Genomic DNA, 23,555 nt, shown 5'->3' on the forward strand with positions numbered 1-23,555 from the left:
GGGTGGTCGAGGTCTTCCGGATCATGAGGTGGTGTTAGCGGCGGCCGACGGTGAGGACGGGCTTGGTGACCTCGGCGAAGAAGTCGTTGCCCTTGTCGTCCACGACGATGAAGGCCGGGAAGTCCACCACGTCGATCTTCCAGACGGCTTCCATGCCGAGCTCCGGATACTCGATGACCTCGACGTGCTTGATGCAGTCCTGGGCCAGCCGCGCCGCCGGGCCGCCGATCGAGCCGAGGTAGAACCCGCCGTAGCTGTTGCACGCCTCGGTGACCTGCTTCGACCGGTTCCCCTTCGCCAGCATGACGAGGGAACCGCCCGCGGCCTGGAACTTCGCCACGTACGCGTCCATCCGGCCGGCGGTCGTCGGGCCGAACGAGCCGGACGCGTACCCGGCCGGCGTCTTCGCCGGACCCGCGTAATAGACCGCGTGATCGCGCAGGTACGCCGGCATCGGCTCGCCGGCGTCCAGCCGCTCGGCGATCTTCGCGTGCGCGATGTCGCGGGCGACCACCAACGGTCCCGTCAACGAGAGCCGCGTCTTCACCGGCAGCGCGGACAGCTGCGCCCGGATCTCGGCCATCGGGCGGTTCAGGTCGACGGACACCACGTCGTCGTCGAGGTGCTCGTCCGTCACGTCGGGCAGGAACCGGGCCGGGTCCCGCTCCAGTTGCTCCAGCCAGACCCCTTCAGCGGTGATCTTCCCGACCGCCTGACGGTCCGCGGAGCACGAGACGGCGATCGCCACCGGGCAGGACGCGCCGTGGCGGGGGAGGCGCACGACCCGGACGTCGTGGCAGAAGTACCGGCCGCCGAACTGCGCGCCGATCCCGAACTCGCGGGTCAGCTGCAGCACCTCCGCCTCCAGCTCGACGTCGCGGAAGCCGTGGCCGGTGGGCGAGCCCGACGTCGGCAGGGTGTCGAGGTACTTCGCCGACGCGAGCTTCGCGGTCTTCAGGGCGTGCTCGCCGGACGTGCCGCCGATGACGACCGCCAGGTGGTAGGGCGGGCACGCGGCGGTGCCGATCAGGCGGAGCTTCTCCTCCAGGAACTGCATCATCCGGGTGGGATTGAGCAGGGCCTTCGTCTCCTGGTACAGGTAGCTCTTGTTGGCCGAACCGCCGCCCTTGGCCATGAAGAGGAACTTGTAGGCGTCGTCGCCTTCCGCGTACAGCTCGATCTGCGCGGGCAGGTTGGACCCGGTGTTCTTCTCGTCCCACATGGTCAGCGGGGCCAGCTGGGAGTAACGCAGGTTGAGGCGGGTGTACGCGTCGAACACCCCGCGCGCGATGGCCTGCTCGTCCTGGCCGTCGGTGAGGACGAAGCGGCCGCGCTTGCCCATGACGATCGCGGTGCCAGTGTCCTGGCACATGGGCAGGACGCCGCCGGCGGCGATGTTGGCGTTGCGGAGCAGGTCGAGGGCGACGAACCGGTCGTTCGGCGACGCCAGGGGGTCGTCGATGATGGCGCGGAGCTGGGCGAGGTGCGCGGGGCGCAGGAAGTGCGCGATGTCGTGCATCGCCTCGTCGGTGAGGAGTGTCAGCGCCTCGGGGCTGACGGTGAGGAACCGCCCGTCGCGGCCGATCCCGTCGCTGGTGACCAGCCGGTATTCGGTGGTGTCGGGTCCGAGCGGCAGCAGCGGCGAGAACGCGAACTCTGGCATGCCCCCGACTCTAAGGCCTGTATCGAAGTGGTGGCCGGGCTGCGGCGGACTCAGACGCCGCCTGGACCCACGCCGGTCACACCTGGATACAACCCCGGTATCCAGGCGCGCCCGGCGCGGCCCCAGCCGACGCCTGAGCCTCGCCTCGCACCGACCCCCACTTCGATACAGGCCTTGGTTACTGGATTCCGGCCAGCCTGAGCAGGGCGGCGGTGAGTGCGGCGGCGACCACGACCACGACGAACGGCAGCTTCCGCCAGGCGAGCACGGCGCCGACGGCGACCCCGGCCGGCCGGGCGATCCCGACGAACTCGGTGCCGTTGAGCAGGGCCGCGGTGCCGATGAGCGCCGCCAGCAGCGCGATCGCCGCCAGGGTCAGGTATCGGCCGACCGCGGGGGAGACGGTGATCCGGCTGCGCAGGACGGGCCCGGCGAAGCGCAGTGCGTAGGTGCCGACGCCGAGCACGATGATCGCGATCCAGCTCATTTCGCCTTCTTCCGCGACGGTACGGGCAGCGCGAACGCCAGTCCCAGCAGCGCGAGGAGCACCGGCAGCCCGGCGGGCAGGAACGGCGTCGCGACCAGCGCGACGGCCGCGCCGCCGATCGCCACCCGTACCGACACCTTGTCCTTCAATGACGGCAACGTCAGCGCGAGCAGGGCGGCCGGGAACGCCGCGTCGATGCCGTAGCGGTCGGGGTCGCCGAGCGCGCTGCCGGCGATCGCGCCAAGGGTCGAGGAGATGTTCCAGGTGATGTAGAGGGCCGCGCCGGTGAGCCAGTACGCGCGGCGGCGCCGGGCCGGGTCGTCCTGGGCGAGGGCGAACGCGACGGACTCGTCGGTGAGGATGTGGCTGCCGATGATCCGCCGCCAGCGCGCCTCGCCGAGGGTCTCGTTGCCGATCGCCAGGCCGAACGGCAGGTGCCTGGCGTTGAGCAGCAGCCCGGCCAGGATGATCGCGAGGGCCGTCCCGCCCGCGGAGACCAGGCCGACGGCGAGGAACTGGGCGCCACCGGCGTAGACGAACGCGGACATGACCACGATCTGGCTGAGCGGCAGGCCGGCGGCGGTGGCGATCGCGCCGAACGACAGGCCGACCACCACCGCGGCGGCACACAGGGCCCCGACGTCACGGACCATGGGGTCCTTCGTCAGAGCCGTTCGGGACATCGAACGCATAGTTCGTTATGCTGGACTTGCTACGGGTCGTTCGTCAAGCCGAATATTTCGTTCGATACACCGAACGGGGGCCGTCATGGGTGCGCCGCTGGAGTTCATCGCCGCCGCACTGCGCCGCGAGCGGGACCGCGAGAAGCTGTCCCTGAGCGAGGTCGCGAAGCGCGCCGGCATCGCCAAGTCGACCCTGCACCAGCTGGAGTCCGGCGCCGGCAACCCCAACATCGAGACCCTGTGGGCCTTGGCCGTGGCGCTCAACGTGCCGTTCAGCCGCCTGGTCGAGCCGCCCGCGCCGACCGCCCCGCGGGTGATCCGCGCCGGCGAGGGCCCGTCGGTCCAGGCCGAGCAGGCCGACTTCGGCGGCACGCTGCTCGCCACCTGCCCGCCCGGCGCCAAGCGCGACCTGTACGTGATGCGCGTCGGCATGGGCGGCCCCCGCAAGGCCGACGCGCACCTGCCCGGCACCGTCGAGCACGTGGTCCTGATGAGCGGCCGCCTGCGGGTCGGCCCCGCCGACGCGACCGTCGACCTGGAGGTCCACGACTACTGCTCGTTCCCCGGCGACGTCCCGCACGTCTACGAGGCCCTGACCCCCGGCACGTCCTTCACCCTCGTGATGGAGCACCGCTAGGTGAAGGGGAGGAACCCGATCGTGCGGCCCCGCGAGATCATCAGCCCGTCGGGCCCGATGCCGAGCACATCGGACGTCGTCTTCGCGTCCAGGATCTGGTTCCCGCTGTCCGGCTTGTACGCCTTGAGCGTCCCCGCTCCCGGATCGTTGACCAGCACCGCATAGCGGGTGATCGCCACGTCCGCCTTCGCGGTGATCTCCTTGTTCCACGCGGTCTTGCCCGTGGTCAGGTTGATCACCTGCAGCGACTTCTTGTCCGGGCCGCGGATCAGCCCGTACTGGCTGTCGGCCGCGACGAGCGTGTCCCCGGGACCACCGACGAACAGCTCCCGCCCGTCCCGCGGCGACAGGAACACCTCGCGGTTGTCCCCCCGCGTCGCCGCGATCACGGTGTCCGCACCGGCCGGGTCCCGCCGCTGCTCACAGCCGGCGCCGGAGGAGGTGCGCAGGTCGTACCCGTCCTTCTTCCAGACCACCTTGCCCGTGGCACCGTCGCGTGCCTCGAGGCTGTAGCGGCAGTTCCCGTCCTTCGGCGACGCGGTCGAGACCAGCACCCGCCCACCGACGACCACGATCCGGCTGCTCGTCGTCGGCTCTTCGGTACGCAACCGCTTCCCCGTGAGCGTGTCGACCACCTGCACCCGCTGATCAATGGGAAACCCGAGCATCGCCGGCACCGACCCGGGCATCGCCTCGACCGCGTCGTCAAAGGTCCCGGACAGCAGCCGCGTGCCGAGCAGATCGTTGTTGGCGCCGGCGAGCACCCGGCCGATCCCGGGCAGCTGCAGCTTCCAGATCTGCGCGCCGTCCTTGGGTGCGCGGGCCGTCAACGTGCAGTCCGACAGCCCGCCACAGCTCAGCGCCAGCACCGAGTCCCGATACGTCCACGCCCCGATCGCGTCCGGGTCCTTCCACTTCGCCGTCCCGTTGGCGGGGTCGACCGCCTCCAGGCCCTTGCTCCGCCGCCCGACGACCACGACCAGGTTCGGGCCGTCCCCGGCGGCAGCGGCCCAGTCGGCCTCCTTGGTCCACAGCTCGGTCCCGCTCCGCAGGCCGCGCGCCTCGATCGTCCCGCGCATCTGCACGACGACCGCGTCCCCGGCGATCACGGCCGCCGACGGCTGCCCACCGACCCGGTCCGCCCACAGCGTCTCGGGCTCGGACAACTTCCCGCTGCTGGACGCCACCTTCTCCCACCAGTCGGTGATGTCCCCGGACATCTTGGGCAGCGGGTTCCAGCCGGTGACGAGAATCGCCGTGATGATGAGCGCCAGCACACCGATCGCGCCGAGCGCCGTCTCGAAGTTGCGGACCGCTCCCCTAGCCACCCGCCCACCGTAGCGGCGCGGGATGATACTGCGTGGGATCGCCCGATACGCCCGTGTCGCGGATATTTCACCCGCCCGGTTCCCCGGGTCACCCGGTTCCTCGGATCACCCGGTTACGGGAGATCTGCGAGCCGGCCGTGAGCCGCCAGGCGCGGAGCTGGCGGCTCGGCCGGCGCTGCCGGGTGAGATCAAGGCCGTCGCACTTCAAGGAGCGCCCGAAGTGCGACAGCGGTTCCGAAGAACGTCCCGATGGTGGTGCCTGCGGCATGTGCCTCATGCCAGACGACGCCACCCGCGAGGGCGGCCAAACTGAGGATCACCAGCCATGACAATGGGAGCGCTGGGACGGGCGAACCGCTTTCACGGCGCGAGAGATCATCCGTGCTGGGATTGCGTTGTGTCATGCGCGTGACGCTTTCTACGAGAAGGGCTGGGGATGCAGCGTCGAAGCGGCCGCTTCTGCGTTTGAATAGCGCCGACGATACCTCCGAACGGCGCTGCGCTGCCCTGTCTCCAAGTGCCGTCCACCAGGCAAAACATGACCCGTTGATTCAGTCCGCGCTGAAGTTTACGTTGTCTGCTGGAAATTCGACGGAACCGATCTTCCGGCGACCTGGGTGCTTATCCTTCTGATTTGGTCGGCCGGATTCAGGCCGCACTGAAGTTCGCCGTGTTCAGGACGAGTCGACCTGCGCCGCCCTGCGCGATTTGAACAGACTCGCATGTCTGCCATTTACGATTAGCGGCATACGAGGGTTTCTGGCCATCGCCGCTTCTCGCGCTCGGGTCGAGCCGAGCGCCGCCGCAGTCCACTGCGATGCAGCGCTCAAGCGGTGCGGGTCGGTGGCAGGGCCGGGATATCCGGCTTGGCGGTGCCGTACATTCGCCGTACAGTGAAGTGACACGTAGGTGGCAGACGGGGTGTCGGATGAGCGCAAAGACTGAGCGCATCGAGGTGCGAGCAGACGAGACGAGCAAGTCGCGCATCACTGAAGCGGCCGAACTGCTCGGCGAACCCGTGTCGGCGTTCGTCGTGCGGTCAGCGCGCGCAGAGGCGGAGAAGGTGCTGGCCCGGGCGCACCGGACGATCATGCCGGCGGAACAGTTCGACCTGCTCATCGCGTCGCTCGACGAGCCGGACGACGCCCCGGCACTCACCGAGATCGCGAACAGACCCAGACGCTTCAGGCGGGCGTGAGGTGTTCCTTTCCAGCCGGTTGAAAGACCAGCACCAGCTCGACAAGTTCGATTGTGGTGAGCCGTCGCTCAACGTCTGGCTGATCGAACACGCTCGCCGCGCTCAACTCGCAGGCACGTCGCGCACCTACGTGTGGACGCCGGAAGGCGCCGATGACGTCGTGGCCTACTACTCGATCGCACCGACCCAGGTCGAACGGGCCGGGTTGACCGGCGGTCAGGCGGGTGGCTTCAACATCGTCCCTGCCTACCTGCTGACCCGTTTTGCCCTGGACCGATCGCTGCAGGGCCAGCAGCTCAGCGATGATCTTCTTCTGGACGCCATCGAGGTCATCACCAAGGCGGCCACCGTCGCCGGCGGTCGGCTGATCGTGGTTGACGCGATCAACAGTCAGGTGGCGATGTACTACCAGCGCCGCGGCTTCCAGCCCATCAAGGGTGATCCACTGCGGTTGGTGATGAAGGTTGAGACGGCCAAGCGGGCGCTGAGCACCGGCCTGGTAACCGTGAGCGCTCAAGGAGGGCTGGCCGGCCTCGTCCTGTCGACACCTCACGGCGAGGCGGCTTCCGTCGTCGTGTCGTCAGATGAACTGCGGGCAATCGCTCGCCAGCTCGAGCACCACGCGGACAGCGCATCCGCCCACCCCACGACGATGGCCTCGCTCCGCGAAGCCATCAGAACGGCCCTCGGCCGCGACCCGTTCGCTACCGACTGACTCGAAGAGGCATCACCCTCAGGTGGCGTCTCGTGTCCGGGTTGAGTCGAGCGTCTCCGCAATCCGTTGCACCGCGGCGCTCAGGTAGCGCAGCTCGGTGACCGGGTCCGGGGTGGTGTTGTCGACGATCGCGGCCTCGACCCAGCGCCGGATGAGCGCCGACGGCGTGGTGCCCTGCTGCTCGGCGAGGCGTCTCACGGCGGCGTCGACCTCATGCGGCAGCCGGATGGGGCGCACGACGGTGACGGGTGCGCCGGCGGGCGGCAGCTGAGTCAGGATCTCCGCTGCTGCACCAGGGTCATCGACGAGCTGGAGTTCCACTCGGCCGGTGGCGAAGTCGGCGGCGGCCTGCTGCACCTCAAAGGTCTCCTCGCCCATGCCGCCAGCGTATACAGCTCGTATACGGGCGCGGCGGGCCGTCCGGAGTGGGCGGCCCGCCGGCGTGGAGGACGGTCAGTGGAGTGGGCGGCCGAGCTGCACGGTGACCAGGGTGGTCTTGATGCCGCTGTCGACCAGGCGGCCGTTGGCGTCGAAGGCGGCCGGGCCGTCCGACATGCCGAAGTCGTTGTCGTTGATCAGGGCGATCGTCCACGGGTTGACCACCGCGACCCCCTCGATCTTCTTCTGCGTGCCGGGGACCGTGTTCAGGTCCAGGACCAGCACCTTCGGGGCGACGGTCACCGCGGACGCGTCCTGCTCCAGGGAGGGAGAGGTGGCCGGGTCGTCGTAGCGGCCGCCGAGGAGGTTGGTGGCCTTGCGCAGGTCGGCGAGGTACAGGCGGGCGGCCTGGTCGGTGCGTTCCTGGACGAGGACGGTGTTCGGGCCGATGCCGACGATCGAGGAGATCTTCAGTTCGGCCGGATTGGTCTGGTTGGGGTCGACGACGGAGACGGGGGCGAACTGGTAGGCGTACTCGGCGGTGACCTTGCCGGTGCGGGGGTTGAAGCGCAGCAGGCGGCTGGTGAGTGAGGCCTCGCCGGCGGCCTTGGTCGGCACGAGGAGGGGGCTCTGCAGGCCGATGACCAGGTCGCCGCCGGGCAGGAGGCCGAGGCCCTCGAAGCCGCGGTTGACCTTGCGGGAGGCGTAGATGGCGGGGAAGGCCTCGATGACCGGGTAGTCGGTGCCGGTCAGGTTGAGGCCGTGCGGCGTGTACCGGGCCAGCACCCGGCCGCGGGAGGAGACGTGGACGAGGGAGGGGCCGTATTCGTCGACGAGCCAGAAGGTGCCGTCGGCGGCGCGGACGATGCCCTCGGTGTCCAGGCCGTTCGGGTTGATCTGCAGCGGGGTCGAGGCGTTGTACGTGTAGGGCTGCTCGTCGTGCGGCAGCTGGTTCGGCAGGCCGGTGACGGGCTTTCCACCAACAGTGGTCAGCGGGATGGTCTGCTCGACCTTGAGCACGCCGCGGGTGGCGAGGACCTTCACGATCGTCGGGTTGAAGTCGGGCGTCGGGAACGTCCGGCGCTTCTCGGTGCCGATGGTGATCTGGCCGTTGGGGCCGCGGTCGGTGATCGTCCAGTACTCGCCGGGGCGGCCGGTCGGGAAGATGTCGCTGCCGATGCCGCCGAGGTTGACGCCGCGGTCGTCGGCGACGCCGAGCCGGCCCAGCGGGATCGACGGGAGGGTCGAAGTCGACGTGACCCTGCCGGAGAGGTCGGAGCCGCCGCTCGAAGCGGCGGCCGGAGTGGCGGCAAGCGCGGCGGCGGCGGTAAGCGCCAGGACGGGGACGGCGCGGAGCAGGTTAGCCATACCGCCGGACGTTCGGCGAGGCGGCCGAACGGTGTGTAGCCGCAGCGTGTTCCATACACAAAATTTGGGGGTCGCACACGTCGTTGGGCGCGACCCCTAAATAGTTGAATTCGTCCGCATGGCCGAAATATCCCCGTTCGTCCAGAGCAAAGCAGGAGTAGGGCTTGAGTAGCCCTTGGGGTGGGTTCTGAGTAGAGCCCCTGCAAGACCTGGACGCATTCCGGCACGCGCATGTCGTTCCATGAAAAAGACTCCACGGCGCTGCTCTTTCGCCGCTCTCATTTGACTACCATCGAGCCATACCGCGTGCAGCTTCGAGGGGAGGCAGGCGCCGCACAGAGGGTGGTTATGCGCAATTCGACCAGGTTTTCGATCTTGGGACCGGTGCAGATCCGCACACCGGTTACCGAAATCACGGTTGCCGCGCCCCGCGAACGGATCCTCCTCGCTCTGCTGCTCCTGCGCGAGGGTCAGCTGGTGCCGTTCCAGCAGGTCATCTCGGCGCTGTGGGACACCAACCCGCCGACGACCGCCCGGGCGCAGGTGCACAGCTGCGTCTCCCGGCTCCGCCAGCTGCTGCGCCGGGTCGGGCTGCCCGAGGAACTCGTGATCACCGAGCCGTCCGGGTACCGCATCAAGGTCAGCCCGGACGAGCTCGACTCCGCGCTGTTCGCCACCCGGATCGAGCGTGGCCGGGCCGCGGCCGCCGACGGTGACCTGCCCGCCGCCCGCGACGAGTTGCGGGCCGCGCTCGGGCTGTGGCGGGGCCGGCCCCTCGCCGACGTCGACTCCGACGCGGTCCGCGCCTCCGCGGCGCACCTCGAGGAGCAGTGGACCGCGGCGACGTCGTTGTGCCTGGACCTGGAGCTGCGGCTCGGCGCGGCCGAGGAGATCCTGGCCGAGGTCGCCGACCTGGTCGAGCGGTATCCGCACCACGAGCAGTTCCGGGGTCATCTGATGACCGCGCTCGCCCGCACCGGCCGGCGCGCCGACGCCCTTGCCGTGTTCCGCCGCGGCCGGGCCATGCTCGCCGAGGAGCTCGGCATCGAGCCCGGCGCCGAGCTGGTCGAGCTGCACCGGCGGATCCTCAACGGCGACGTGACGCTGCTGCTCACCACGGCCGAGCCGCGGGACGAGCCGCGCCGGGCGGCCCGCTGCCTGCCCCGCGACGTCGCGGACTTCGCCGGCCGGGCCGACGCGTTCGCCCGGATCGTCGCCGCGCTCAGCGACGAGCGGCACGCCGTGCTCGCCATCGACGGGATGGCCGGCACCGGCAAGACCACCCTCGCCGTCCGGGCCGCGCACGCGGTCTCGGCGCGGTTCCCCGACGGGCAGCTCTACCTGGACCTCCGTGGCCACAGCGACCGCGCGCCGCTCGATCCCGGCGAGGCGCTGGGTGCGTTGTTGCGGCAGTTGGGGGTACCCCCGGAGGGCGTGCCGGCCGTATCGGAGGACCGGGCCGTGCTGTGGCGGACCGAGCTGGCCGACCGGCGGGTGTTCGTGCTGCTCGACAACGCCCTCGACTCGGCGCAGGTGCTGCCGCTGCTGCCCGGCACGGCACACACCGGCGTCATCATCACCAGCCGGCGCCGGCTCGGCGGGCTCGACGGTGTGCAGCCCGTGTCGCTGGGCGTGCTGCCGCTCGCGGAGGGCATCGAGCTGTTCGAACGTACCGTCGGCGGCCGCGCCCTCGCCGATCGGGCCTGCACGACCGAGGTCGTCGAACTCTGCGGCCGGCTGCCGCTCGCGGTGCGGCTGGCCGGGGCGCGGCTGCAGCACCGGCCCAGCTGGACCGTCGCGGACCTGGCCCGCCGGCTGCGCGGCGCCGACCGGCGGTTGCCGGAGCTCGCGGTCGATGGCCGTACCCTGGCCGCCGCGTTCGCACTGTCCTACCAGCAGCTACCAGTGCACCTGCAACGGTTCTTCGGGTTTCTCGGCCTGCACCCGGCCGGCGACTTCGAGCCGGCGGCGGCCGCCGCGATGGCGGAACTGCCGGTCACCGAGGCGGAGGACCTGCTCGAGGAGCTCGTCGACGTGCACCTGGTCGAGGCGCCCGCGGCCGGCCGGTACCGGCTGCACGACCTGCTGCGCGACTACGCGGCGCAGCTCGCGGTCGGCGGCGACGCGGCGGTCGACCGGCTCCTCGATCACTACCTGCACAGCGTCGCGAGCGCGAACACGTTCCTGGAGCTGGCCGACACGCGGGCGGTGCTGCGGCTGGACGTGCCGCCGCCGACCGCGCGCGAGTTCAGCGACGTCGCGGAGGCCAGGCGCTGGCTGGAACGCGAGCTGGCCAACGTGCTCGGCGCCGCCCGGCTCGCCTCCGACCTCGGCCGGCACCGGCAGATCTGCCTGATGACCAGGGCGGTGTCGCCGTTCCTGTTCGGGTTCGGCTACGGCGAGGCGCAGCTGGACCTGTACGAACGCGCGATCGCCGCCGCCCGCACCCTGCCGAGCCCGGAGCTGGAGGCGGAGTCCCGCAACTACCTCGCCGCCGTGTACTTCCGGATGGGCCGCATGGCGGAGGCCCTGGCGACGCTGCGGCTGGTCGCCACGATCGCCGAACGCGAAGGCATCCCGCGCCTCGTCGGCACCGCCCTCACCAACAGCGCGATGTTGCACAGCAGGCTCGGGCAGTACGCCGAGGCGATCGCCGCCGCCGAGGCTGCCGCCGCGCTGCGGATGGACGAGGCCCCCGCCAGTCTCCAGTTCAAGATCAACAGCACTATCGGCCAGGTGCACACCCAGGCCGGCAACTACCAGCAGGCCCTCGGCGCGAACCGCCGCGCCCTCGCCGTCGCCCGGCGCATGGGCGGCCTGCGCGCGTTCGGGATCATGCTCGGCGAGCTCGGCCTGGTCCACCTGCACCTGGGCCACCTCACGGTCGCCACCGCCATGCTGCGCCGCGCGCTGGTGCTCAAGCAGCATTCGGTCAATCAGTACGGCTCAGCCGAGACGCTCAGCAAGCTCGGCACCGCACACCGGCTGCAGGGCCGCCTCGCCGACGCGGTGGCCTGCCAGCGGGCCGCACGCTCGCTGATGGAGCAGGTCGCCGACGTGTCCGGCCAGTGCCTCACCGCCAACGACCTCGCGATCACGCTCCGGGCGCTCGGCCTGGACGAGGAGGCGCGCCAGCTCAACGAGGAGGCCCTGGCCAAGACGGTCCGGATCGGCGACCGGTATGAGCAGGCCCGCGCCCTGGCCGGCCTCGGGCGCTTCGACCAGGCCGTCACGCTCTTCGAGGAGCTCGGCGCGTGTGATCTGAGCGCGCTGACTCGTTGAGGACCGGCTCCGCGGGGCAAGCTTCCAGGTATGGAATTTCGCGTGGAGCACGACACGATGGGCGAGGTCCGCGTCCCGGCCGAAGCGCTGTGGCGGGCGCAGACGCAACGGGCGGTGGCGAACTTCCCGATCTCCGGCGGGCGCCTGGAGTCCGCGCACATCAGGGCCCTGGCGCAGATCAAGAGCGCGGCGGCCACGGTGAACGGGTCGCTGGGCGTGCTGCCCGTCGACGTGGCCGCGGCGATTTCGGCCGCCGCGGACGACGTGGCCTCCGGGGTGCACGACGAGCATTTCCCGATCGACGTGTTCCAGACGGGATCGGGCACATCGTCGAACATGAACGCCAACGAGGTGATCGCTTCCCTCGCCGAGCGGCTGCTGGGCCGGCCGGTGCATCCGAACGACCACGTGAATGCGTCGCAGTCCTCGAATGACGTGTTCCCTACATCGATACATATCGCCGCCGCCGCGGCGCTTTCCTTCTCACTGATTCCGGCACTCTCCGCATTGGCTTCGGCTTTGTCGGATAAATCGGACTCCTTTGCTTCGGTGGTGAAAGCCGGGCGGACGCACCTCATGGATGCGACGCCGGTGACGCTCGGGCAGGAGTTCTCCGGATACGCGGCGCAGGTCCGTTACGGGATCGACCGGGTCTCGTCCGTGCTGCCCCGGGTCTGCGAACTGCCGCTCGGCGGGACCGCGGTCGGCACCGGTATCAACACGCCCCCGGCGTTCTCCGCGTCGGTGATCGCCGCCCTGGCGTCCTCGACGGGTTTGCCGTTGACGGAGGCGCGTAACCACTTCGAGGCGCAGGGCGCCCGCGACGCGCTCGTGGAGGCATCCGGGCAGCTGCGGACGATCGCGGTCGGCCTGTACAAGATCGCCAACGACATCCGGTGGATGGGCTCGGGCCCGCGGGCCGGGCTGCGCGAGCTGCGGCTGCCGGACCTGCAGCCGGGCTCGTCGATCATGCCGGGGAAGGTCAACCCGGTCGTGCCCGAGGCGGTGCGCCAGGTCGTCGCGCAGGTCATCGGCAACGACGCGGCGATCGCCTTCGCCGGGTCGCAGGGGGACTTCGAGCTCAACGTGATGCTGCCGGTGATCGCCCGCAACCTCCTCGAGTCGATCCGGCTGCTGGCCAACGTCTCGCGCCTGTTCGCCGCCCGGTGCGTGGACGGGCTGGAGGCGAACGTGGAGGTGCTGCACTCGTACGCCGCCGGCTCCCCGTCGATCGTCACCCCGTTGAACAAGTACCTCGGCTATGACGAGGCCGCCGCGGTCGCCAAGGAGGCTCTCGCCACGGGTCACACGATCCGCGAGGTCGTCGTCGCCCGGGGGCATCTGGACAAGGGGACGTTGACGGAGGAGCAGCTCGACGAGGCCCTCGACCTGCTGTCCATGACCCACCCCTGACGTCGCTCGTAGGCTGCGTCGCATGGTGAGCCTCACGGTTGCGGTGCAGCGGTCCGACAACCCGGTCGGGCGGTGGATGCGGACCACGTTTCCGCACCTGGCGCCGTTGCAGCAGACCGTCCGGGACGCCGCCGCCGACATCGTGGTCACGCCGCCGGCGGCGGTCGCGCTCGGTACCCAGGGCGCGGCGATCGACTACTGGCTGCGGATGCTGGTCGGCGAGCGGGTGTCGCTCGAGCTGCCGGCCAAGGGGCTGTGGGGGCCGCCGAGCGGGTTCACCGCGGCGGGGCGGGCGCTGCTCGCGGAGCTGTGCCCGCGCCGGCCGACGATCTTCGAGCCGGCGTTGCACGCGGGCCGGCCGGACGAGTGGTGGGCGAGGACCTGCTACGCCCTGGCGCTGCTCGTGGAGCGGTACCGCAGTCCGCTGGTCACCGGGTCGCGGCTGTTCACGTTGCCGCAGGGGAGTGGGGCGGCGGAGCTGTTGGCGCTCGCCAACGATGACGAAGTGGCGGACCTTGTGGCGATGCGTGATCTCGCCCGGACGTGTTTGTTGCCGCGGTTGGAGGCCGGTGAGGTGCACGCCGGGCCGACGTTCGACGGGCCTCTTGCGGCTGACGGTGACCTGGTCGTGGCGGGGCTGCTCATCGACGTCAAGGCCGGCTGTGGTGGGAAGCCACGGCTGGACGGAACCCGGTCGCCGACGCTCGCCGCCACCGACGTGTATCAGCTGCTCGGGTACGCCCTGTTGGACTACTCCGACCGGTACGCCCTGCAGTCGGTCGGCATCTACGCGGCGAGGTTCGGGTACCTCGCGCAGTGGCCGTTGCCGTCGTTCATCCGGCAGGCGACGGGCCGGACCGACCTCGGCCTGCTCGCCCTGCGGCAGCAGTTCAGCGACTTGCTCACCGCCGGCTGATCAGGCGCCGCGGGCCTTTGCCGGCATCGATGATCGGCTGCACGTCCTTCAGCGCTTCCCGGCCGTCGCGCAGGTAGACGACGAACGCGAAGACCAGCGACAACGCGTAGCGGATCGTGAGGAAGGCCGAAGGCAGGCCAGCAGCAAGGAGTGCCCAGTGCAACGACAACACAACTCCACCTCGTAACCCCCCTTCACCTGGCCGCCCCGCTCGAAGGGCGCGATGAAAAGCGATCCGACCGATTGAGTTGTTCCTTCGAGCGACTTCATTCTACCGCCGTCACGCCAGCGGGGGTTCCGCTGCGGGCGGACAGGTATCAGGATGCAGCGATGGGGACCAGTTGGCGGATCGTGCTCGGAGCGCTCAGTGGGGTTGTGGCCGCCGTGATCTGGGCGGTGAGCCTGGCGATCTACCAGCCGTACATGCAGCCCGACGGGTTCTGGACCGACCCGGCGACCGGTGATCAGTACCCGGAGATCGGCAGCAACAACACGTACTGGCCGCGCGACATCCGCCAGCTCGCGATCCTGCTGGCCTTCGTCGGCGTGGTCCTCGTCTGCCGGGCGAACGTCCGCGGCATCCTGGCCGCCGCGGTCGGAACCGTCGTGTGGATCGGGGTCGACCTGGCGCTCGACCGGTTCGACGTGAGCGGCGGCACGACGGCCGTCCAGCTGGCGATCGGTGGTGCCGTCGGGTTCGTGGTGATCGCCATCGTGGCCCGGTTCGTGTCGACGGACGAGCCCGGGTCGGAGTTCACCGGGCATCTCTTAGCCACCGTCGCGGCCGTGTGCGCCGCGACCACGGTGCTGATCACGACGCCGTGGGAGGAGCCGGTCACCGACGCGGAGCAGGTCCAGGTCGAGAACGCCCTCTCGCTGCTCAAGGTCGGCCTGGTGCTCATGTTCGCGGCCGTCGCCCTCGCGCTGCTGCCGCTCGGCCGCATCGTGTGGATGGTGCCGTTCGCCGGCGTCGCCGCACTGGCCGCGTGGCCCGCCACCGCCACGTACGGCCTGCCGGGCATGCTCGGCCTGCTGTTCCTGCCGGCCGGCGCGGCCACCGCGGTCGCCGCCGCCCGTGGTGTGCCGCCGCTGCGGCTGCTCGGGGTGCTGGTCGCGTGCGCCTTGGCGTTGATTCCGGTGTACGTGTTGCTGTACATCATCGGCTCGGCCATCGGCGGTGCCATGACGTCCCTGGCCGACAACCCGCCGATCAACTCCGCTGACACGGACCTGTCGCTGTCGTTCGCGGCGCTGATGCTGGGGCTGGTGTTCGCGGTGATCAGTCACCTGCTGACCCGGCCGGCCGTCGAGGCCGCTGCCCCCTTAGCGGTTGCCCAGCCCGAATGAGCGACCTCTCCATCCGCCTGCGTCCGGTCCTTGAGGCCGACCTGGACATGTTCCGCCGCTTCGGCTCGGAGCCCGGGCTCATCGGCCTGGACTGGGCCGGCTTCCGCGACGCCCACGGCCCGGCGCGGCAGTTCGCCCACGACGGCTTCCTCGGCGCCGACTACGGGCGGCTCATGGTCGAGGTCGAGCCGGACGGCGTCGCCGCCGGATTCGTGAGCTACGTCGCCGGCCGGTACGGCGGCCCCGTCGGCTACTGGGAGATCGGCATCGCCCTCCTCCCTCAGTGGCGCGGCCGAGGTCTTGGCTGGCGGGCCCAGGCCATGCTGTGCGACCACCTGTTCGCGCATTCACCGGTGCAGCGCATCCAGGCGGGCACCCACCCGGAGAACATCGCCGAGCAGAAATCCCTGGAGAAGGCCGGCTTCCTGCTCGAGGGCATCGTCAGAGCCTGCGAGTTCCGCGCCGGCCAGTGGCGCGACGGCTACCTGTACAGCCGCCTCCGCACCGACCCACCCCCGCCGCTGTGATCCCGCCGGCCGGCTACGTCCCGTACGTACGGCCGTACGTCGTCGCAACACGTGCGCGGCAGTTCAGGCGCAAACTACCGCAGTGGACATGGGAGACGTGAGCGCGCGGCTTGTGGGTCGATTTGGTCCCGAGGTCGAGGGGTGGCTCGCTGAGGTCCCGACCCTCGCTGCGCAGCTGGCCTCCCGGTGGGGACTCGTGCTCGGTGAGCTGTTCCAGAGTGGCGCCTCATCGCTCGTCATGCGCTGTCAATGGCCCGACGGAACGCCGGCGGTTCTCAAGCTCAGTCCGGATCGGGCACTGTTGACCAGGCAGGTGGAGATGCTGCGCGTGTTCGCGTCGTCGGGTCGGGTGCCGGCCGTACTGTCCACCGATGCGCAGGCCGGGGCGATGGTGTTGGAGGAGGTCCTACCCGGCACCGAGGCCGAAGGCCTGCCCGCTACGTCGTTGCCGCAGCTGTGGGGAGAGTTGCTTGCCGCACTTCACGCTGTGGCCCCGCCCGCGCAATGGCCGTGGGATCTGCGCGGTCGGTGTGACGAGGCTTTCGTCCGTATCGGCCGGAGGCTGTCCGAGCCGGCCATCGGTGCACGGATCGACCAGGCCGCCTGGCAGCGGTCGATACGGCGCTGTGAGACGTTGCTGGACACTCAGGCCACGCTCGTGTTGTTGCACGGCGATCTGCACCTTGGCAATGCCCTGGACGGCGGCCCGTCACGGGGTCTGGTCGCGATCGATCCGAAGGCGTGCGTAGGCGATCCGTGCTTCGACGCCGTCGACTATGTGGTGGCCGGTGCCGGACACGAGGGTGTCGAGGCCCGTTGCCAGCTGGTGGCGACCGCGTGCGGGCTCGATGGGGACAGGCTGTATGCCTGGAGTCGGGTGATCGCACCGATGGTCGCCATCGCGCACCTCACCTATGGCGGTCCGGAGCCGGTGATCGACGAACTACTCGCCTTGACCTATTGATCCAAGCGACTATCCGCTCAACTCAACGCCTTGGCGACTGTGGTCGCGGCGGCGGTCACGTGGGTCGGGACGGAGGCCGGGTCCAGGGCGGCCAGGGCGACCACTCCGACGCTCGCCTCCAACCCCTCGACGCCCGCGACCGCGGCGGCCACCCCGTACGCGCCGGCCTGCAGTTCGCCGATCGTCGACACCACGCCGTAGTCGCCGCGGCGGCCGGCCAGGATCGCCTTGCCCGCGGCGCCCATGTCCAGTGGGTGGCGGGAGCCGGTCCGGTACGCGACGTGGAACTGCGTCCAGCTCGGCTCGACCACCGCCAGGGCGTACGCCTCGCCGCCGTCGGCGATCGTCAGGTGGGCCGTGGCGCCCACGGTCTCCGCGAGCTTTCGCAGCGCCGGCAGGGCGGCGTCGGCCACCAGGGGTTGCGCCCGGCGGGCCAGTTGGAGCACGCCCGCGCCCAGGCGGAGGCGGCCGGATCGGTCGCGCCGGACCATGCCGTGCTCGGACAGGGTTGCGACCAGTCGGTACACCACCGCCCGGCCGACGCCCAGCAGCGCAGCTGCCTCGGTCATGGTCAGGCCGCCAGGGGTCTCTGCGACCACGTGCAGCAGGCGCAGGCCCCGATCGAGGGTTTGGGCGGTCTCGGTAGCCACGGCACCAGGTTATGCGGATGTGAGCTTGGAGCGGTGCGACCGTTACTCTTGCATCCGTGACCCTACGCCTGTATGACACCGCGACCCGATCGGTCCGGGACTTCGTCCCGATGACGCCCGGGCAGGTCGGTATCTACCTGTGTGGGCTCACCGTGCAGGGCGGGCCGCACATCGGCCACCTGCGCTCCGGGGTGAATTATGACGTGCTGCGGCGCTGGTTCCTGCGCTCCGGGTACACCGTCAACTTCATCCGGAACATCACCGACATCGACGACAAGGTCCTCGTCAAGGCCACGGAGCAGGGCAAGCCGTTCTGGGCCGTCGCGTATGCGAACGAGCGGCTGCTGTCGGCGACGTACCTGAAGCTCGGCGTGCTGCCGCCGACCTACGAGCCTCGGGCGACGGGGCACATCACGGAGATGCACGAGCTGATCCAGCTGCTCATCGACCGTGGGCACGCGTATCCGGCGCCGGACGGCAGTGGTGACGTGTATTTCGACGTGCGCTCGCACGAGGAGTACGGGTCGCTGTCCGGGCAGCGGCCCGATGACATGGAGCCGGCCACGGACGGGCCCGAGCGGGCGAAGAAGGACCCGCGGGACTTCGCGTTGTGGAAGGGCACCAAGCCCGAGGAGCCGGCCGACGCCAACTGGCCGTCGCCGTGGGGGACGGGCCGGCCGGGCTGGCACATCGAGTGCTCCGCCATGTGCTGGCGTTACCTGGGCACCGAGTTCGACATCCACGGCGGTGGCCTCGACCTGAAGTTCCCGCACCACGAAAACGAGATCGCCCAGTCGCACGCGGCCGGGCACCCGTTCGCGCGGTACTGGGTGCATCACGCGCTGTTGAACCTCGGTGGCTCGAAGATGGCGAAGTCGCTCGGCAACGTCATCAACCTGGAGTCGCTGGTCGAGGCCGGCCTGCGGCCCGTCGAGGTGCGCTACTACCTGCTCGCGCCGCACTACCGGTCGGTGATCGACTACTCGCAGGAGGCACTGGAGGAGGCCGCGGCCGCGTACCGCCGCCTCGAGAACTTCGTGACCCGCGCGGTGGAGCTCGTCGGGCCCGGTGTGATCGGCGAGGTGCCGGACGGGTTCGCGGAGGCCATGGACGACGACTTGAACACCTCGCGTGCGCTTGCCGTCCTTCATGATGTGGTACGCGACGCGAACGGTCTCCTTGCCGCCGGCGATCTGACGGCGGTATCCACGGCGTTGAGCACCGTCCGGGCGATGCTGGACGTCCTCGGCCTCGACCCGCTGGACGCGCAGTGGGCCTCCACGCAGTCCGGAGACCTCACCCGGGTGGTCGACTCGCTCGTGGCGCTCGCCCTGGAGCAGCGCACCGCGGCCCGCGGCCGCAAGGACTGGGCCGCCGCCGACGCGGTGCGGGACCAGTTGAAACACGCCGGTATCGCGGTGGAGGACACACCGGCCGGTCCACGATGGACGTTGGAGAGCTGAGAACACATGCCAGGCAACTCTGAACGCCGCGGCAAGCGGGTCGTGTCGAAGAAGGGCGCCTCGAAGGGCACCGGCGGCAAGAACCGCCAGTCCCTCGCGGGCCGCGGTCGCACCCTGCCCGCCGACGAGCGCCCCTGGCACAAGGGGTACAGCGGCGACGAGGAGCTTCCCCAGAAGACCGCGCGGAAGCAGGCCAACGAGCTGCGCGCCGCCGCAGTCCAGGGGCGGGCTCCGAAGATCGGCCAACCGGGCACGAAGCGCACCGCCGGCAAGGGCCCCTTCAGCGTCAAGAAGACCGGTGCGGCCCAGGGTTCGCGCTCGACGCCCCGGGTCTCGCCCGGCCGCAAGTCGACCCAGCCGAAGGACGGCCCCGAGCTGCTCGTGGGCCGGAACCCGGTGGTGGAGGCCTTGCGCACGCACGTGCCGGCGACCGCCCTGTATGTCGCGATCGGCCTCGACATGGACGAGCGCGTCAAGGAGTCCGTGCGCACCGCCGCCGAGCGCGGCATCGCCATCCTGGAGATCACCCGCGCCGAGCTCGACCGCATGACGGGCGGTGTGCTGCACCAGGGCCTGGGCCTGCAGGTGCCGCCGTACGCGTACGAGCCGTTCGCGGACCTGCTCGCCGCGGCGAAGGAACACACGGCGCCGCTGCTCATCGCACTGGACGGCATCACCGATCCCCGCAACCTCGGCGCGATCATCCGCTCGGCGGCCGCGTTCGGTGCGCAGGGCGTGTTCCTGACGGAGCGCCGCTCGGCGGCCATCACGGCCACCGCGTGGCGGACCAGCGCCGGCGCGGCGGCCCGGGTGAAGGTGTCGCAGGTGACGAACCTGACCCGGTCGCTGAAGGCCTGCCAGGACGAGGGCTTCATCGTCGTCGGCCTGGACGCGGACGGGGCGACCTCGCTGTACGACCTGGAGGCCGCGGTCGGTCCTCTGGTCGTGGTGGTCGGCTCGGAGGGGCGCGGGCTGTCCCGGCTCGTCGGGCAGACGTGTGACCTGAAGGTGGGGATCCCGATGATCTCCGAGGTCGAGTCGCTGAACGCTTCGGTCGCCGCCGCGGTGACCCTGGCCGAGGTCAACCGCCGCCGCACCCACTGACGCCTGCTTGCTGTTTGCTTTACGGCGCGCCGCCCGGTCCACGGACCAGGCGGCGCGTTTTTTCCGCATCGATGTAACCTACCTGGGAAATTTCTAGGTAGGTTACAGTTGTCCTGTGGAGAGCGGCGACGGCGTCGAGCTGCTGCTGGATGTCGGGTTGGATCGGCGGGTCACGGGCAGCGCCGAGGTTGAGATCGGCACGGGCGACGGTGCGTGGTCGCGCCGGCAGGTCCTGCTGCTGCGCCATTCGCCGAGCCCGCAGGCCATCGATCGGGCCGTGGCGGCGCTGCGCCCGCATGTGGACGGGTTGCTCTTTGTGGTCGCGCGGGCGGGGCGTGCGCTGCATCGGGCCGCCGAGCGGGATCACCGCGTCGCCTACGCGGCCGTTGACGATGCGGTCGTGCACTTCCAGGGTGTGGTGCACCGGGCCGGCTCGCAGCGGCCGGCCGGGGTTGCGCATCCGGGGCGCACGAGTTGGGCTCGGCTGGCGATGCTGCGGCTGTTCGCGCTGAGTCCTGTCGAGCCGTTGTCGCAGTCGGAGCTGGCGCGCCGGCTCGGGATGTCGCACGTGGCGATCGGCAAGCAACTGCCGCTGCCCGAGGAGCTGGTGGCGCGGACGCCGGACGGTTGGCAGGTCGTCGACCGGGCGGGGTGCTGGGACCGGTTCATGTCGCAGTATCCGGGGCCGCGGGGGCTGACCACGTACTGGGCGGCGACCGGAGACCTGGCGGCGCAGCTCGAACGCATCGAGCAGGTTGCTCGGCCGGCCGTGTCCGGTGATCTCGCCGCCGACCTGTACGCCCCATGGCGACGGCCGAGCCGTGTCGTTGCGTACGTCGTCGATCAGCCGGCCTTGGAGGAGCACGGTTTCGCGACCGTGCGATCCGCGGAGGCGACGGTCGAGTTGTGCACCCCCAAGGATCCGACGATCCTCACCATGTCCCGCGAGTGGCCGGCGACGAGGAGCGGAACTCCACGCCGGTACGCCGACCCGCTGATCGCGGCGTGGGACCTGCGCCGGTCACCAGGTGGGGACGTCTTCGAAGCCGTCGATCAGCTTCGAGCGCGAGCCTTGCGGGAGTCACTATGGGCATGACGCGTCGTGTCGAGCTCGCGGCCACCTCGTACGCCGACGAGCTGTCGGTCCGGTCGCTCGCGGAGATCACCGCGATCACCGCCGACCAGAACGTGCGCATCATCGGCGGGCAGATGGCGTCGCTGCTGCTGACCGCCTTCCCCGTCGCCGGGATCGCCGTGCGCCGCACCCGCGACGCCGACGCCGCCATCACCACCGAACTCGCCGGCTCCGGCGTCATCCACCAGCGGCTCCTCGACCACGGGTACACCGCGACCAGCGGCAACAGCTACACGCGACCGGTGCCCGACCTCGCCGTCGCGGGCGGACCCGTTCCGGAACTCGCCGTCGACCTGCTCATCCCCTCACTCGACGGGCGCTTCCGGCCGCAGGAACACGGCGGCCGGGCGTTCGACGCGGCTCCCGGGCTCGCCCCCGCCCTGGCCGCCGACCCGATCGTGATCGACGCGAGAGCGCGGATGCTCGACGGTGCCACGCTGGAGTTCACGGTGCCGGTGCCCACGGTCGAACTCGCGCTCGTCATCAAGGCCCTCGCGTACGGCTCACGGCAGCAGGCCCGGGACGTCGAGGACATCTACCGGCTTCTGGAGATCGTCGCCACCCATCCCGCCGACGAGATCGGCGGCTGGCGGCTGTCGGAGCCGCCGTTGCGCGCCTCACGCCGCGACGCCGCAGCACACCTGCACGAACTGGCCCGCCGCAGCCGGCGCCTGACCGACCTCGACGTGCCGGCCGCCCGGCTCGCAACCCTCATCGCGTCCCTGATCACCCGACCCGGCTGACCTACTGGAGAGCGCGCCGTCGGGTCTGCGGGCCGGTACCGTCCGGGTGTGTTCGACACACATGCCGCACTGTCCGAGGTGCTGGCCGGCTTCGACGACTTCAGCATCCCGTTCGACCGCGGCGCGGTGCACCGGCTTGCCGGGAGCGGGGATCGCACGCTGGTGCCGCGGGTGCAGGCCGGGTTGGAGCGGGCGCTCGACGGCGAGGACTACTTCGGGGTCGAGGTGCTCGGGGAGATCCTCGCGGGAATCCTCGGACCGCGCGCATTCCCGCTGCTGTTGCGGGCTATCGCGCGGCCGATGCGGGCCGACTGGAACGGGTTGTCGGCGACGCTTGCCGGTTTGATGGATGAGGACCCGGTCGGGTGCCGCGCGACGGCGGTGTCGTTCGCCGCCGGGCGGCACACCGACCTGCGCCGGGCTGGGTTGTGGGCGCTGGGGTATGTCGGCACGCCCGCCGACATCCAGCTCCTGGGGGCCGCCCTGCGCGATCCTGACGTGAAGGTGCGTAGCGACGCGCTCGGGGCGTTGGGCAGCCTGCGCGACGACCCGCGGGCGCAGGCTGCGATGAGCGGTGTGCTGCAGGACCCGGATCCGTGGATACGAGACCTTGCCGCGCACTTCCTGCGCGAGGCCTACCGCGCCGTGAAGTAATGGCCCGCTGCCAGGTCCTCCAGGAGGGTGGGGTGGGTCGGGGTCCAGCCCAGCTGCTTCTGGGTGAGGGCGCTCGAGGCCGGGATGTCGGCGGCGAAGAACGGGCCGAGCCAGCCGAAGTGGTCAGGAGTAGCGGAAGTGACCGGCAGCCCGAGACCCTGCCCGATGGCCGTGGCGATGTCGAGGGCCGGCACGCCCTCCTCGGCCACCGCGTGCACGATGGAGCCGGGCGAGGCTTCGAGCGCTAGCCGTACCAACGCCGCAGCGTCGGAACGGTGCACTGCCGGCCACCGGTTGGTGCCGTCGCCGGCATAGGCCGACACGCCGTGCTCCTTCGCGATGCGCACGAGCTCGGCGACGAAGCCGTGGTCGCCGGGGCCGTGGACGGTGGGGGCGAAGCGCAGGCTCACGGTGCGGACGTCGCGATCGGTGTACTCGAAGGCGAGGTTCTCGGCGCCGCCGCGGGGGGCCTCGGGGCCGCGCATCGGGTTCGGGTCGTGTTCGGTGGCGACGCGGCCGGGGGTGAGGAGCGCGACGCCGGACGCGAACAGGAACGGTCGGCCGGAGCCGGCCAGGGTGTCGCCGATGGCCGTGACCGCGGCGCGTTCGGTACGCCCGGCCCCGGCATAGTCGGTGAAATCGTGCTTGAACGCCAGGTGGATGACCGCGTCGGCGGCCGCGGCGCCGGTGCGGAGGCTGTCCAGGTCGTCCAGGCTGCCGCGGTGGACCTCGGCGCCGGCGGCGGTGACGGCGGCGGCCGAGGCGTCCGAGCGGGCCAGGCCGAGGACGTCGTGGCCGGCGGCGATGAGCTCGGGGAGGACGGCCGAGCCGATCCAGCCCGACGCTCCGGTGACGAAAACGCGCATGATGCACTCCGTTTGCTATGTCAGTGGCTGACAT

At 70.6% G+C, this 23,555-nt stretch carries 23 protein-coding genes; 14 read left to right on the plus strand and 9 right to left on the minus strand.

Annotated features, from left to right (window positions below):
* Positions 1–34: 34 nt before the first annotated feature.
* From Dsi01nite_RS54250 to Dsi01nite_RS54260, 3 genes are all read right to left on the minus strand, one after another.
* A complete protein-coding gene (locus tag Dsi01nite_RS54250) occupies positions 35–1,663 on the minus strand; it encodes a fumarate hydratase (RefSeq protein WP_203854374.1) in 1,629 nt (542 codons plus the stop codon).
* 178 nt (positions 1,664–1,841) lie between these two features.
* A complete protein-coding gene (locus Dsi01nite_RS54255; protein ID WP_203854375.1) occupies positions 1,842–2,150 on the minus strand; it encodes an AzlD domain-containing protein in 309 nt (102 codons plus the stop codon).
* Positions 2,147–2,833, minus strand: coding sequence for an AzlC family ABC transporter permease (locus tag Dsi01nite_RS54260; protein ID WP_239137188.1), 687 nt, complete (start codon positions 2,831–2,833; stop codon positions 2,147–2,149). The genes Dsi01nite_RS54255 and Dsi01nite_RS54260 overlap by 4 nt, the downstream gene beginning before the upstream one ends.
* Positions 2,834–2,918: 85 nt before the next feature.
* Between Dsi01nite_RS54260 and Dsi01nite_RS54265 the strand changes: the two genes are divergently transcribed.
* On the plus strand, positions 2,919–3,470 hold the full coding sequence (locus Dsi01nite_RS54265) for a helix-turn-helix domain-containing protein (RefSeq protein ID WP_203854377.1): 552 nt from the start codon (positions 2,919–2,921) through the stop codon (positions 3,468–3,470).
* Here the strand turns inward: Dsi01nite_RS54265 and Dsi01nite_RS54270 are convergent.
* Positions 3,467–4,798 carry an outer membrane protein assembly factor BamB family protein gene (locus Dsi01nite_RS54270; RefSeq protein ID WP_203854378.1) on the minus strand — a complete coding sequence of 444 codons (1,332 nt, stop codon included), beginning with the start codon at positions 4,796–4,798 and terminating at the stop codon, positions 3,467–3,469. The two genes, Dsi01nite_RS54265 and Dsi01nite_RS54270, sit on opposite strands and share 4 nt — an antisense overlap.
* 928 nt (positions 4,799–5,726) lie before the next feature.
* Here Dsi01nite_RS54270 and Dsi01nite_RS54275 point away from each other — a divergent pair.
* Together Dsi01nite_RS54275 and Dsi01nite_RS54280 are read left to right on the plus strand one after the other, a co-directional pair.
* Positions 5,727–5,996, plus strand: coding sequence for a type II toxin-antitoxin system TacA family antitoxin (locus Dsi01nite_RS54275; protein ID WP_203854379.1), 270 nt, complete (start codon positions 5,727–5,729; stop codon positions 5,994–5,996).
* Between the two features lies 1 nt (position 5,997).
* Positions 5,998–6,711 carry a hypothetical protein gene (locus Dsi01nite_RS54280; RefSeq protein WP_203854380.1) on the plus strand — a complete coding sequence of 238 codons (714 nt, stop codon included), beginning with the start codon at positions 5,998–6,000 and terminating at the stop codon, positions 6,709–6,711.
* A gap of 18 nt (positions 6,712–6,729) precedes the next feature.
* Here the strand turns inward: Dsi01nite_RS54280 and Dsi01nite_RS54285 are convergent, their stop codons facing one another.
* Positions 6,730–7,089 carry a hypothetical protein gene (locus Dsi01nite_RS54285; protein ID WP_203854381.1) on the minus strand — a complete coding sequence of 120 codons (360 nt, stop codon included), beginning with the start codon at positions 7,087–7,089 and terminating at the stop codon, positions 6,730–6,732.
* Between the two features lie 75 nt (positions 7,090–7,164).
* Positions 7,165–8,457: an esterase-like activity of phytase family protein gene (locus tag Dsi01nite_RS54290; protein ID WP_203854382.1), complete on the minus strand. Its 1,293-nt coding sequence runs from the start codon at positions 8,455–8,457 to the stop codon at positions 7,165–7,167.
* Between the two features lie 384 nt (positions 8,458–8,841).
* Between Dsi01nite_RS54290 and Dsi01nite_RS54295 the strand changes: the two genes are divergently transcribed.
* From Dsi01nite_RS54295 to Dsi01nite_RS54305, 3 genes are read left to right on the plus strand one after another with little or no spacing between them, the layout of a single operon-like run.
* Positions 8,842–11,739, plus strand: coding sequence for an AfsR/SARP family transcriptional regulator (locus Dsi01nite_RS54295; RefSeq protein WP_203854383.1), 2,898 nt, complete (start codon positions 8,842–8,844; stop codon positions 11,737–11,739).
* A gap of 30 nt (positions 11,740–11,769) precedes the next feature.
* Positions 11,770–13,152 (plus strand): class II fumarate hydratase, encoded by a 1,383-nt coding sequence (locus Dsi01nite_RS54300; RefSeq protein ID WP_203854384.1) that lies wholly within the window; start codon positions 11,770–11,772, stop codon positions 13,150–13,152.
* A 22-nt stretch (positions 13,153–13,174) separates the two neighbouring features.
* Positions 13,175–14,068: a hypothetical protein gene (locus tag Dsi01nite_RS54305; RefSeq protein WP_203854385.1), complete on the plus strand. Its 894-nt coding sequence runs from the start codon at positions 13,175–13,177 to the stop codon at positions 14,066–14,068.
* Here the strand turns inward: Dsi01nite_RS54305 and Dsi01nite_RS54310 are convergent.
* On the minus strand, positions 14,055–14,240 hold the full coding sequence (locus tag Dsi01nite_RS54310) for a hypothetical protein (protein WP_203854386.1): 186 nt from the start codon (positions 14,238–14,240) through the stop codon (positions 14,055–14,057). The two genes, Dsi01nite_RS54305 and Dsi01nite_RS54310, sit on opposite strands and share 14 nt — an antisense overlap.
* 158 nt (positions 14,241–14,398) lie before the next feature.
* On the opposite strand from Dsi01nite_RS54310, the gene Dsi01nite_RS54315 reads away from it, so the two are divergent.
* From Dsi01nite_RS54315 to Dsi01nite_RS54325, 3 genes are all read left to right on the plus strand, one after another.
* Complete coding sequence (locus Dsi01nite_RS54315; protein WP_203854387.1) at positions 14,399–15,415, plus strand: hypothetical protein; 1,017 nt, start codon at positions 14,399–14,401, stop codon at positions 15,413–15,415.
* On the plus strand, positions 15,412–15,942 hold the full coding sequence (locus Dsi01nite_RS54320) for a GNAT family N-acetyltransferase (protein WP_203854388.1): 531 nt from the start codon (positions 15,412–15,414) through the stop codon (positions 15,940–15,942). Before Dsi01nite_RS54315 ends, Dsi01nite_RS54320 begins: the two co-directional genes overlap by 4 nt.
* Before the next feature lie 196 nt (positions 15,943–16,138).
* The gene (locus tag Dsi01nite_RS54325; protein WP_203854389.1) at positions 16,139–16,906 is read left to right on the plus strand and encodes a phosphotransferase; all 768 of its coding nucleotides are present in this window, start codon (positions 16,139–16,141) and stop codon (positions 16,904–16,906) included.
* A gap of 17 nt (positions 16,907–16,923) precedes the next feature.
* On the opposite strand, the gene Dsi01nite_RS54330 is transcribed toward Dsi01nite_RS54325, so the two are convergent.
* The gene (locus Dsi01nite_RS54330) at positions 16,924–17,556 is read right to left on the minus strand and encodes an IclR family transcriptional regulator (RefSeq protein ID WP_203854390.1); all 633 of its coding nucleotides are present in this window, start codon (positions 17,554–17,556) and stop codon (positions 16,924–16,926) included.
* Positions 17,557–17,612: 56 nt separating this feature from the next.
* Here Dsi01nite_RS54330 and cysS point away from each other — a divergent pair, with 56 nt between their 5' ends.
* From cysS to Dsi01nite_RS54355, 5 genes are all read left to right on the plus strand, one after another.
* Positions 17,613–19,019 (plus strand): cysteine--tRNA ligase, encoded by a 1,407-nt coding sequence (gene cysS / locus Dsi01nite_RS54335; RefSeq protein WP_203854391.1) that lies wholly within the window; start codon positions 17,613–17,615, stop codon positions 19,017–19,019.
* Between the two features lie 6 nt (positions 19,020–19,025).
* Positions 19,026–20,123 (plus strand): 23S rRNA (guanosine(2251)-2'-O)-methyltransferase RlmB, encoded by a 1,098-nt coding sequence (gene rlmB, locus Dsi01nite_RS54340; RefSeq protein ID WP_203854392.1) that lies wholly within the window; start codon positions 19,026–19,028, stop codon positions 20,121–20,123.
* 115 nt (positions 20,124–20,238) lie between these two features.
* Positions 20,239–21,219, plus strand: coding sequence for a hypothetical protein (locus Dsi01nite_RS54345; protein ID WP_203854393.1), 981 nt, complete (start codon positions 20,239–20,241; stop codon positions 21,217–21,219).
* A complete protein-coding gene (locus Dsi01nite_RS54350; RefSeq protein ID WP_203854394.1) occupies positions 21,216–22,001 on the plus strand; it encodes a hypothetical protein in 786 nt (261 codons plus the stop codon). Before Dsi01nite_RS54345 ends, Dsi01nite_RS54350 begins: the two co-directional genes overlap by 4 nt.
* 48 nt (positions 22,002–22,049) lie before the next feature.
* Positions 22,050–22,655 (plus strand): HEAT repeat domain-containing protein, encoded by a 606-nt coding sequence (locus Dsi01nite_RS54355; RefSeq protein ID WP_203854395.1) that lies wholly within the window; start codon positions 22,050–22,052, stop codon positions 22,653–22,655.
* Here the strand turns inward: Dsi01nite_RS54355 and Dsi01nite_RS54360 are convergent.
* Positions 22,637–23,521, minus strand: coding sequence for an SDR family oxidoreductase (locus tag Dsi01nite_RS54360; RefSeq protein ID WP_203854396.1), 885 nt, complete (start codon positions 23,519–23,521; stop codon positions 22,637–22,639). The two genes, Dsi01nite_RS54355 and Dsi01nite_RS54360, sit on opposite strands and share 19 nt — an antisense overlap.
* Positions 23,522–23,555: the final 34 nt, after the last annotated feature.

It is taken from the genome of Dactylosporangium siamense (assembly GCF_016862795.1).
Lineage (GTDB): Bacteria > Actinomycetota > Actinomycetes > Mycobacteriales > Micromonosporaceae > Dactylosporangium > Dactylosporangium siamense.